The sequence below is a fragment of the Xenorhabdus stockiae genome, from assembly GCF_002632825.1.
Classification (GTDB): Bacteria; Pseudomonadota; Gammaproteobacteria; order Enterobacterales; family Enterobacteriaceae; genus Xenorhabdus; species Xenorhabdus stockiae.
In genome coordinates this window covers 84681-96495 of record NZ_NJAJ01000004.1, presented here as the reverse complement: position 1 = coordinate 96495, position 11815 = coordinate 84681, and the positions used below count along the sequence as shown (strand labels likewise).

Below are 11815 nucleotides of genomic sequence, written 5' to 3'. Positions count from 1 at the left end.
ATTGTGTATACAAACTATCCTGAAAATTACACGGCTTTTTTCATTTCCGGGATATCAAATGCTCTGCGTAATCTGTTGACAAATTCGACATCTTCACAGATTGTTTTTCCCGGACTGTCAGACAGTTTGGCTACAGGCTTACCGTTACATTCAACCAATTTGATCACAATATTCAGCGGTTTTATCCCTGGAATATTGCAGGTCAGACGTGTACCAATGCCGAACATGACATTGATTCGTTGGTGGAAATGACGATAAAGAGCCAGTGATTTTTGCAGGTCCAGACTATCCGAAAATACCAGTGTTTTAGTCAGTGGGTCGATACCCAGTGACAGATAATGAGCAATCGCTTTTTCGCCCCAGTCAACGGGATCACCGGAATCATGGCGCAGGCCGTTATAGGCAACAGCAAAAGGTTTATCGAAATCCCGTAAAAAAGCATCCATAGTGATACAATCTGTCAGGGCAATACCTAACTGGTTCGGATACTCATTCAGCCAAGTCTGCAATGCAGCACGCTGGCTGTTAGCAAGTTCGGGGCTGATTTGCTGATGAGCCTGAAACCATTCGTGAGCCTGCGTACCGAGCGGTGCCAGATCAAGTTGTTGTGCCAGCTGGTAGTTACTGGTTCCAATCAGATAAGGAAAACTCTCTTTCAGTTCCTTAACAATGGCATATTGCACTTCGTGTGAAAAACGGCGGCGGGTGCCGAAATCCATCAGTTTGAAACCCGATAAATCGATATGTTCTGCTGCAGCATCCTGATAGAACAGCTCAATTAATTTTCTAAGCTGGCTGACTGCTGCTTCAGGCTTAATCTCAGGCGAGCGATCGCGGTGTACCAGTTCACTAATCAGGGCAAGCAATGGTACTTCCCACAAGATCACTTCACGCCATAAACCTGAAATTCTGATAGCAAGCTGTCCTTTATCAGTAACAGAAACTTCTACTTGTTCAGGGTTAAAACGGAAGGTTTTGAACCAATCCAGATAATCTTGTTTAAAAAATGGTAAACCAGACAGATATTCAGCTTCTTGTTCTGTCAGAGTCAGATCAGCCATCATGTTAATCTGCTGGCGTAATGCCCCGGCGTATTTACCGAGTAGTTCATCACCACGGCAGCGGAACTCTGCAACAACATGAATATCGTTGTAATGGTGGTACACTGCTTGCTGCATATGAAATTTATAAGCATCAGTATCAAGCAGTGATTTGATAATCGGGGTAGCGTCTAAAGTCATGGCGCGTCAGGCATCCTCGCGGAGCATTTGTGTCTGCTAAATCGATAAAGTCCGAAGAGTATACCGTGATTATTCTGTTATTAAAGCTACATAATCGCATATATTTTTTCGGACAATACAGATTAAGGTTGATCAATTTATAGATGATATCATGTTAAATACAATATGAGATGGCAAGTAGCACAAAAGTACTAATATTCTCAAAACAGGTTTTATACCTTTATTTAATAAATGATTAACATCTGAAAAAAGAGATTTCCGGATTGAAAGGATAGAGTCTCTGTGGCAGCGTTAGCTTCTCACATTAAGTATTGAAAAAAGGTTTCTTATGACACAACAGCGGCTTATTAAGCATCGTCTGGATTATAAAGCGCCAGACTATACTATTACAGATATTGATCTCGATTTTGAACTGGATGCAGATAAAACAACTGTAACAGCAACCAGTCAAGTAAAACGTCTGATTAATGATATCACTCCACTCATTTTAGATGGAGAAAACCTGACATTAAAGAGTATCCATATTAATGATAAGGCATGGGAGCATTATCAGGAGCAGGATGGCAAATTAATCATTGAACAACTGCCTGCTCAGTTTACCCTGAAGATAGTGAATGAAAATAATCCTGCGGCTAACAGCGCACTTGAAGGGCTGTATGTATCAGGTGATGCTTTGTGCACCCAGTGTGAAGCTGAAGGTTTCCGCAATATCACTTATTATCTGGACAGGCCGGATGTGTTGGCCCGTTTTACCACTCGTCTCACTGCGGATAAATCCAAGTACCCATATTTATTGTCCAATGGTAACCGTATTGATCAGGGAGAGCTGAGCGATGGTCGTCATTGGGTTAAATGGCAGGATCCATTCCCGAAACCATCTTATTTGTTTGCGTTAGTCGCAGGGGATTTTGATGTCCTGCATGATACTTTTATTACCCGTAGTGGCCGTAAAGTTGCGCTGGAATTGTTTGTTGACCGGGGTAATCTGGATCGTGCTGGCTGGGCCATGACGTCGCTGAAAAACTCCATGAAGTGGGATGAAAGCCGTTTCGGTCTGGAATATGATCTTGATATTTACATGATTGTTGCCGTTGATTTCTTCAATATGGGGGCAATGGAGAATAAAGGGCTGAATGTCTTTAACTCCAAATATGTCTTAGCGAAAACGGAAACAGCAACAGACAAAGATTATCTTGGAATTGAAGCTGTAATTGGGCATGAATATTTCCATAACTGGACAGGCAACAGGATCACCTGCCGTGACTGGTTCCAGTTAAGCCTGAAAGAGGGGCTGACCGTATTCCGTGATCAGGAATTCAGTTCTGATTTGGGTTCACGCTCGGTTAATCGTATTAACAATGTGCGTATTATGCGTGCAGCTCAGTTTGCTGAAGATGCCAGTCCGATGGCGCATCCTATCCGCCCTGAGCAGGTGATGGAAATGAATAACTTCTATACGCTGACTGTTTATGAAAAAGGCTCAGAAGTCATTCGAATGATCCACACTTTACTGGGTGAAGAGCAATTTCAGGCAGGTATCCAGCTTTATGTACACCGTCATGATGGCAGCGCAGCAACCTGTGATGATTTTGTACAGGCAATGGAGGATGCTTCAAACGTTGATTTGACACTATTCCGCCGCTGGTACAGTCAATCGGGTACGCCGGTACTGACCGTGCGTGATGAATATGATGCGGAAAAACAGCAGTATCTGTTGCATGTCAGTCAGATGACACCACCAACTGCAGATCAGAAAGAGAAATTGCCTCTGCACATTCCGCTGGATATTGAACTATATGATGAACATGGTCGTGTTATTCCGTTGCGCCGGGATGGTCAGCCTGTGCATCATGTTCTGAATGTCATCAGTGCAGAACAGACATTTGTATTTGATGATGTGCCATCACAGCCGGTGCCTTCTTTATTACGTGAATTCTCTGCACCAGTGAAACTGGATTATTTATATAGTGATAGCCAACTAACCTTCCTGATGAAATATGCCCGCAATGAATTTTCTCGTTGGGATGCGGCACAGGCACTGTTAGCTAATTATATAAAACTGAATGTTACCCGTTATCAGCAATCCCAGCCGGTAGAATTGCCAATGCATGTTATTGATGCATTCCGTGCTGTATTGCTGGATAAAGATATTGACCCAGCACTGGCGACCCTGATCCTGACACTGCCGTCTGAAAATGAAGTGGCAGAGTTGTTTACAGTGATTGATCCACAGGCCATTCATGAAGTGCTTGATGTCATCACACGTAGTCTGGCAAACGAAATGGCAGATGAATTTGCGGCTGTGTACCATAGTATTCACACAGGGGCATATCGTGTGGAACATAAAGATATTGCTAAACGGTCATTGCGTAATATTTGCCTGCATTATTTAGCCTTTATTGAAGACCAAGCGCTGGCTGATAAATTAGTCGCCACTCAGTATTATCAGGCAGATAATATGACCGATACTGTTGCAGCATTATCTGCGGCAATGGCGGCAGAATTGCCTTGCAGTTATCAATTAATGGATGAGTTTGATCAACGCTGGCATCAGGATGGGTTGGTCATGGATAAATGGTTTATGCTTCAGGCAACCAGCCCGGCATTTGATGTACTTGATAAAGTACGTAGTTTGATGAACCATCGCTCTTTCAGCCTGAGTAACCCAAACCGCACTTATTCACTGCTGAGAACCTTCTTTGCCAATAACGTAGTAGCATTCCATGCTGAGGACGGCCGTGGTTATCAGTTCCTGAAAGAAGTTCTGACTGATCTGAACACGCGTAACCCGCAAGTGGCTTCACGTCTAATTGAGCCATTAATCCGCCTGAAACGCTATGATGAAAAACGTCAGGCGCTGATGCGTACAACGCTAGAAGAACTGAAAACACTGGAAAACTTGTCGGGTGATTTATTTGAGAAAATCACTAAGGCACTGGAAAACTGAGTAATGACATTTCCTCCGGCTGAAGCCGGAGGAAATTAATAAATATCTTCTGCGTTACATTTACATTTTGACAATATCTCTTTAAGATGCTCCGCGCTTATTTCACAGTCACCACAACCTGTCATTATGCTCGCAGCGCAGGAGATTGCATGTATTATCCGCTTCTAAAGAAGGCATTGTTCCAGCTTGATCCGGAACAGGCCCATGAGCTTACTTTTCGCCAGCTCAAACTTGTTACCGGTACTCCTTTCGAATTCCTCATCCGCCAATCAGTTGCTACTAAACCTGTTACCTGTATGGGGTTGTCATTTAAGAATCCTCTTGGCTTAGCCGCCGGTCTTGATAAAAATGGTGATTGCATTGATGCCTTTGGTGCAATGGGCTTTGGTTTTGTTGAAATTGGTACAGTAACTCCACGTCCGCAGGCAGGGAATGATAAACCGAGATTATTCCGTGTTGTTGAAGCAGAAGGCATTATTAATCGGATGGGCTTTAATAATCTCGGCGTTGATAATTTGGTTGAGAATGTTAAGAAAGCAAAATACGACGGAATTATCGGAATTAATATTGGTAAAAATAAAGATACTCCGGTAGAGAATGGTAAAGATGATTATTTAATTTGCATGGATAAAGTGTATCCCCATGCTGGTTATATTACGATTAATATCTCCTCACCTAATACACCGGGCCTGAGAACATTACAGTATGGCGAAGCACTGGATGATCTTCTGTCTGCTATTAAAAATAAACAAAGTGAACTACAACAAAAATATCAAAAGTATGTTCCTGTTGCCGTAAAAATTTCGCCAGACCTTACTGAATCTGAATTAGTAGAAATCGCAGATAGTTTAATGCGCCATCAAATTGATGGAGTCATTGCAACGAATACCACTTTGGATAGAAAGATTATTGAAGGATTAAATCACTGCCAGCAGGCTGGTGGTTTAAGCGGTCGCCCGGTACAGCTACGCAGTACAGAAATTATTCGCCGTCTTTCTCAGGAATTAAAAGGTGAAATCCCCATTATTGGCGTCGGTGGAATTGATTCATTAGTTTCAGCCAGAGAGAAAATGGAAGCAGGTGCTTCATTGATTCAGATATTCTCCGGTTTTATCTATAAAGGACCGAAATTAATCAAAGATATTGTTAATCATATCTGAATATTTTCTGTCATTTAGTGTTTAAGGATTAGTATTAAAGGCGTTGGGGGTTTATTTCTGCCCTCAACTCGTCTATATTTTGTTTGACAGATTAAAAGTTTATCAACTTTTTAAAATTCCCATTAGGGTGGTGCTTATTTTTAAACAAATAAACTATTTTGAGCAGAAAAGGGTAACCAATGAAAATTAGACCTGATGATCAATGGCGCTGGTATTTTGATACTGAGCATAACCGTGTCATGCTCGATCTTGCTAATGGTATGGTTTTTCGTTCTCGTTTTCCTGCCAGAATGTTGACTTCCTATGTCACCACAATGAAAGAAATTAACTTTTCTGTCGATGATGCAGCGCTTTATTATACTTTCGAAGAATATTCCCGCCGTATTAATATTGCACCAGAACTCAGGGCTGAATTAGCTTTAAATGGATTGATTGCTTTTCGTTTTATGAAACCACAGATGCCTAAAAGTTGGTATTTTTCTATCTGTTCTTTGATAAGCAAACCTGAACAAGGTGAAATGATTCAGGTTCGTTTACAGGAAGATGGCACAGAAGCGTTATTTATGGTTGCTGAAGCAGGTGAAAATGCCAGTGTTTGTTTATTAGTAGAGCAAAAATTAGATCTCGGAGATCGTGTAATGAATTTCTGTGATCCGATAAAAATAATGAATGACCGTTTAATGCCTTATACTGAACCAACTCAGGCGCCTATATATGATAAGGCGATTTAAAGGATTATTTATTCATCTGGTTTTATGATTGATCCCAATACACAGATCCAAAAATCAGCTAAAGGCTGACAGTTTTTTCAATCTTAATCAAATCTTAACTCACTCCTGATCATCGAAAACTGCCGGCATTTTTCGTACATAAGTGTCTCAACACTGCGCCACAGGCTATTTTTCACCTTTATTTTTACCTAAAGCGAGCAATCTTATGACATGTTGCTGGTATTAGCTATAATGGCAGCAATTTTTTGGTGGTACATTTTTTAGTAAATAATAGTCTTGGTGAATAATACATGAACTCTCTCTTTGCCAGCACGGCACGTGGACTGGAAGAACTGTTAAAGAACGAACTGGAAACGCTGGGGGCACAATCTTGCAAGATTGCTCAGGGTGGGGTTCATTTTAAAGGCGACGAACGGGTGATGTATAAAAGTCTGCTTTGGAGCAGATTAGCATCCCGTATCCTGCTACCGCTTAATGAATTTAAGGTTTATAGCGATCTTGATCTGTATCTTGGTGTCCAGTCTATTGACTGGACTGAAATTTTTTCAGTAGATAGCACATTCGCAGTCCATTTCAGTGGGACAAATGAAGAAATTAGAAATACACAATATGGTGCACTGAAAGTCAAAGATGCAATTGTTGACTGTTTTATGCGGAAAACAAAGCAGCGCCCTGATGTTGCTAAACAACAGCCGGATGTGCGTATTAATGTTTTTCTCAATAAAGAAAAAGCAAGCGTATCACTCGATCTGAGTGGAGAAGGGCTACATATTCGTGGTTATCGTGATTTAGCCGGGCAGGCTCCACTGAAAGAAAATCTGGCTGCCGCAGTTGTGATGCGTTCCGGCTGGAGTATGGGAACACCGATGGTTGACCCAATGTGCGGTTCAGGAACCCTATTGATCGAAGCGGCGATGATGGCTGCCGATTGTGCGCCGGGTTTAAACCGCCAGCGTTGGGGGTTCACATCGTGGCTGAAATTCGATGAAACTATCTGGCGTGAAGTCACCACTGAGGCACAGGTGCGTTTCCGTAGAGGGTTACAGGAAACTTCATCACGTTTTTGGGGGCTGGATATTGATCGTCGTGTTATGGATATGGCGCGTTCAAATGCACGCAGAGCCGGCGTTTCGCAGCTGATTGAATTTCAGCAAGGCGATGCGAGTAAGCTGGAAAACCCGTTGCAGGAGGGGGTAACAGGTACGGTATTAAGTAACCCGCCATATGGAGAACGTCTCGAAAGTGAACCGGCATTGATTGCTTTGCACAATGTATTCGGTCGGATCATAAAAAACCGTTTTCCGGGTTGGCGCTTATCCCTGTTCAGCGCTTCACCAGAGTTGTTAAGCTGCCTGCAATTGCGTGCTGAGCGCGAGTTTAAAGCGAAAAATGGCCCTTTAGATTGTGTTCAGAAAAATTATTCTATTCAAAAAAATGATGCGATTCAGCAAAATGAACAAGCATCAGGCAAACCTCAGCCACTGGATGGTGGTATTGCTGAAGATTACGCTAATCGTCTGCGTAAAAATGAAAAGAAACTCAGTAAATGGGCGAAACAGCAGGGGATTGATTGCTATCGTTTATATGATGCAGATTTGCCGGAATATAACGTCGCCGTTGATCGTTATGCCGACAAAGTTATCGTACAAGAATATGCTCCGCCTAAATCGGTAGATGCCAATAAAGCCCGCCAACGCTTGTTTGACGTTATTAGTGCAACAATGAATGTGCTCGGGTTGCAATCCAATCAGTTGATTCTGAAAACCCGCCAGCGCCAGAAAGGCAAAAATCAATATGAAAAACTTGCCGAAAAGAAAGAATTCTTTTTGGTGAATGAATATGGCGCGAAATTCTGGGTTAACCTGACTGATTATCTGGATACAGGGTTATTCCTTGATCACCGAATTGCCCGCAAAAAACTCGGGGAAATGAGTCAGGGTAAAGATTTCCTCAATCTATTTTCTTATACCGGATCAGCAACAGTTCATGCCGGACTGGGTGGTGCACGTTCAACGACCACAGTGGATATGTCCCGAACTTACCTTGAGTGGGCGGAGAAAAACCTACAGATAAATGGACTGGCTGGTCGTCAGCATCGTCTGATTCAGGCAGATTGTCTGGGTTGGCTGGCCCAAACACGCGAACAGTTCGATCTGATTTTTATTGATCCTCCGACATTCTCTAACTCTAAACGTATGGAAGATACATTTGATGTTCAGCGCGATCATATCGATTTAATGAAGCAATTAAAGCGCTTACTCCGTCGCGGAGGAACATTAATGTTCTCCAATAATAAACGTGGTTTTAAAATGGATTTTGCTGAACTGGAGAAATTAGGTCTGGTAGCAGAAGATATCACAGAAAAAACTCTGTCTCAGGATTTTGCCCGTAACCGCCAGATCCACAACTGCTGGCTACTGCGTCACGTTGGCGAGGGAAAATAATATTATGTCATTGATTAGTCTATCTGGTGCTTGGCTGTCATTCGGTGATTCGCCATTATTGGATGATACTGAGCTACATATTGAAGAAAATGAAAGAGTATGTCTGGTTGGCCGCAATGGTGCAGGAAAATCCACCCTGCTGCGTGTGTTGGCGAAAGAGCAGCCACTGGACGACGGACAGGTTATTTATGAACAGGATTTGATTGTTGCCCGGTTACAACAGGATCCGCCTCGTGATATAGAAGGTACGGTTTTTGATTTTGTAGCGGAAGGTGTCAAAGAGCAGGCGGAGTATATTAAGGCATTCCATCATACTTCACGACTGGTGGAAACAGATCCTAGTGAGAAAAATCTCAACCGACTGGCAGAGTTACAGGAAGTGTTAGATACCCGTAACCTCTGGTTACTGGACAGCCGCATTAGTGATGTATTAAAGCAACTGGCTTTACCTGCGGAGGCGAAATTATCTTCTTTATCCGGAGGCTGGTTACGCAAAGCGGCTTTGGGGAGAGCTTTAGTCAGTTCCCCCAAAGTTCTTTTCCTTGATGAGCCAACAAACCATCTGGATATTGAGACGATTGAGTGGTTGGAAAATTTCCTGAAAGACTTTAATGGCAGTCTGGTTTTTATTTCCCATGACCGTTCATTCATTCGCAGTATGGCGACCCGTATTATTGATTTGGATCGCGGAAAACTGACGTCTTGGCCGGGAAATTATGATAAATACCTTGAAGGCAAAGAAGAAGCATTACGGGTTGAAGATCTACAGAATGCGGAATTTGATAAAAAACTGGCTCAGGAAGAGGTCTGGATCAGGCAGGGGATTAAAGCTCGTCGTACCCGTAATGAAGGCCGTGTGAGAGCGCTAAAAGCATTACGAGTGGAACGCTCAGAACGCCGTAACGTTATGGGTAGCGCCAGAATGCAGGTTGAAGAAGCAACTCGTTCCGGCAAGATTGTATTTGAACTGGAAAACGTTAATTACCAGATTGGTGACAAAACGTTAGTTAAAAACTTTTCGGCTCAGATTCAGCGTGGTGACAAAATTGCCTTAGTGGGGCCGAATGGTTGCGGTAAAACAACATTACTGAAACTGATGCTGGGGGATTTGAAGGCAGATAGTGGGCGGCTTCATTGTGGTACAAAACTGGAGGTTGCTTACTTTGATCAGCACCGTGCTGCGCTTGATCCAGACAAAACAGTGATGGATAACCTTGCTGAAGGCAAACAGGAAGTCATGGTGAACGGTCGCCCGCGCCATGTTTTAGGCTATCTGCAAGACTTCCTTTTCCACCCTAAGCGCGCAATGACACCGGTACGGGCTCTTTCAGGCGGAGAACGTAACCGTTTGTTGTTAGCACGTTTATTCCTGAAGCCCAGCAACCTGCTTATTCTTGATGAACCGACGAATGACCTTGACGTTGAAACGCTGGAGTTACTGGAAGAATTAGTGGATGGCTACACGGGTACTGTTATTCTGGTAAGCCATGACCGTCAGTTTGTCGATAACTCAGTGGCAGAATGCTGGATTTTTGAAGGCAACGGTGAAATCAACAACTATGTTGGTGGGTATTTCGATGCTCAGCAACAGAGGGAACAAACTGTTTCTTTACGTCAATCCTCTGCAAAAAAAGAGAAGCCAGAGAATAAACAGGCTAAGGCTAAAGAAACCATAAAACGTTCAAATAATAAGATAAGTTACCATTTACTCAGAGAGTTAGAACTACTACCATCATTATTGGAAACGTTAGAGCAGGAAATAGAACAGTTACAAACTCAGGTCAGTGATCCTGATTTTTTCAATCAGTCACACGAAGTCACACAAAATGTTCTACAGGATCTGGCAAATAAAGAGCAGTCGTTAGAGAAAGCTTTTGATCGCTGGCAGGAACTGGAAATGATGAAAAATGGATAATGCTTGCCGGTGATATCCGACAGTGTACAGATTGCCGCGATATCTGCGGTAATCTGACAAATTGATGATATAAAGGGCAGCATTGATTTTGTTTATGGGAGAGGCACTTTGTGTTCTGACAATCATCAGAATGACAGGCTGGTTCTATGCCACCAATGCGATATGCTGGTGGCATTGCCTGATTTGGAGGAAGGGAAAAAGGCTGTTTGTCCACGATGTGATACTTTGCTGACTGCAAAGTGGAAAGAACCACGTAATCAACCGACAGGTTATGCAGTCAGTGCATTATTTATGTTATTCCTCGCCTGTCTGTTCCCTTTTGTCAGTATGAGTGTTGCGGGGATTGTCAGTGAAATTACACTGACAGAAATCCCCAAGACCATGTTCAGTGAAGATTATTCGAGTCTAGCGGTATTCTTCCTGATCTTCGTGCAGCTTGTACCTGCATTTTGCATGCTTTCTATCATCCTTTTATGCCAGAACATTAAAATGGCGCGTCGGCTGAAAATTGAGTTGGCGCGCATTTTATTTCAGATGAAAACCTGGTGCATGGCCGAAATATTTTTAGCTGGCGTGTTAGTCAGCTTTGTTAAGCTCATGGCTTATGGCGATATTGCGGTTGGCCTCAGTTTTTTGCCTTACTGTCTTTTTTGTCTGTTTCAGATCAGAGCCTTTCAATGTCTGGATCGGTATTGGATCTGGAATGATATAGAATCTGCACCAAAAATACGTGTTCCTCTACAAACGGGTAAACCCGGCTTAATTCAGGGGATCAGGCTATGCCAGTGCTGTACGGCTATTCTACCAGCGCAGAAATATCAATGCCCCCGTTGCCACTCAAAGGGCCATGCCCGTCGTCATTACAGTCTTCAGTGGACAATGGCACTATTGATTACATCAGCCATACTTTATGTTCCAGCAAATATGTTGCCGATTATGGTGACACAATCATTAGGAAGTGACATTAATTCAACCATTCTGGAAGGTATTATTTTGCTTTGGAGCACGGGGTCTTATCCTGTTGCACTGGTTATTTTTATCGCCAGTATTATGGTGCCTTTACTAAAGATGCTCGCTATTTGCTGGTTATGCTGGGATGCAAAAAGGCATGGCAGATACAACTCTGAAACTATGCATTTTATTTATGAAATAGTGGAATTTGTTGGCCGCTGGTCAATGATTGATGTTTTTGTTATCGCAGTATTATCGGCATTAGTACGCATGGGGCAGTTTATGAGTATTTATCCCGCAACGGGAGCAATACTGTTTGCTTCAGTGGTGATTTTAACAATGTTTGCATCAATGACCTTTGATCCGCGCCTGACATGGGACAAAGCAAATAAAAAATTTGAGTTACGGAATAGTGGGGAATCATAA

The 11815-nt window shown here is 42.8% G+C and carries 8 protein-coding genes; 7 read left to right on the top strand and 1 reads right to left on the bottom strand.

Annotation, left to right across the window (positions count from 1 at the left end):
• Nucleotides 1-26: 26 nt before the first annotated feature.
• Entirely contained in the window at nucleotides 27-1241 is a 1215-nt protein-coding gene (pncB, locus tag Xsto_RS02600) for a nicotinate phosphoribosyltransferase (protein WP_099110717.1), read from the bottom strand.
• A gap of 328 nt (nucleotides 1242-1569) precedes the next feature.
• Here pncB and pepN point away from each other — a divergent pair, with 328 nt between their 5' ends.
• The 7 genes from pepN (at nucleotide 1570) to pqiA (ending at nucleotide 11815) form a co-directional block, all read left to right on the top strand.
• Nucleotides 1570-4188, top strand: a complete 2619-nt coding sequence (gene pepN / locus Xsto_RS02595) for an aminopeptidase N (protein ID WP_099124010.1) — start codon at nucleotides 1570-1572, stop codon at nucleotides 4186-4188.
• Nucleotides 4189-4337: 149 nt separating this feature from the next.
• A complete protein-coding gene (gene pyrD / locus Xsto_RS02590; RefSeq protein ID WP_099124009.1) occupies nucleotides 4338-5348 on the top strand; it encodes a quinone-dependent dihydroorotate dehydrogenase in 1011 nt (336 codons plus the stop codon).
• A 179-nt stretch (nucleotides 5349-5527) separates the two neighbouring features.
• Entirely contained in the window at nucleotides 5528-6079 is a 552-nt protein-coding gene (locus Xsto_RS02585) for a cell division protein ZapC (RefSeq protein ID WP_099124008.1), read from the top strand.
• Nucleotides 6080-6362: 283 nt separating this feature from the next.
• A complete protein-coding gene (locus Xsto_RS22800; protein ID WP_422646211.1) occupies nucleotides 6363-6482 on the top strand; it encodes an alpha-amylase domain-containing protein in 120 nt (39 codons plus the stop codon).
• The gene (gene rlmKL / locus Xsto_RS02580) at nucleotides 6427-8523 is read left to right on the top strand and encodes a bifunctional 23S rRNA (guanine(2069)-N(7))-methyltransferase RlmK/23S rRNA (guanine(2445)-N(2))-methyltransferase RlmL (protein WP_422646210.1); all 2097 of its coding nucleotides are present in this window, start codon (nucleotides 6427-6429) and stop codon (nucleotides 8521-8523) included. Before Xsto_RS22800 ends, rlmKL begins: the two co-directional genes overlap by 56 nt.
• A gap of 4 nt (nucleotides 8524-8527) precedes the next feature.
• Nucleotides 8528-10438, top strand: coding sequence for an ABC transporter ATP-binding protein (locus tag Xsto_RS02575; RefSeq protein ID WP_099124006.1), 1911 nt, complete (start codon nucleotides 8528-8530; stop codon nucleotides 10436-10438).
• Nucleotides 10439-10546: 108 nt separating this feature from the next.
• Nucleotides 10547-11815 (top strand): membrane integrity-associated transporter subunit PqiA, encoded by a 1269-nt coding sequence (pqiA, locus tag Xsto_RS02570; RefSeq protein WP_099124005.1) that lies wholly within the window; start codon nucleotides 10547-10549, stop codon nucleotides 11813-11815.

What these genes read in the sequence shown, in the direction of transcription:
- pepN (WP_099124010.1), top strand. Translation starts at nt 1,570, where the DNA reads ATGACACAACAGCGGCTTATTAAGCATCGTCTGGATTATAAAGCGCCA.
- pyrD (WP_099124009.1), top strand. Translation starts at nt 4,338, where the DNA reads ATGTATTATCCGCTTCTAAAGAAGGCATTGTTCCAGCTTGATCCGGAA.
- Xsto_RS02585 (WP_099124008.1), top strand. Translation starts at nt 5,528, where the DNA reads ATGAAAATTAGACCTGATGATCAATGGCGCTGGTATTTTGATACTGAG.
- pncB (WP_099110717.1), bottom strand. Translation starts at nt 1,241, where the DNA reads ATGACTTTAGACGCTACCCCGATTATCAAATCACTGCTTGATACTGAT.
- Xsto_RS02575 (WP_099124006.1), top strand. Translation starts at nt 8,528, where the DNA reads ATGTCATTGATTAGTCTATCTGGTGCTTGGCTGTCATTCGGTGATTCG.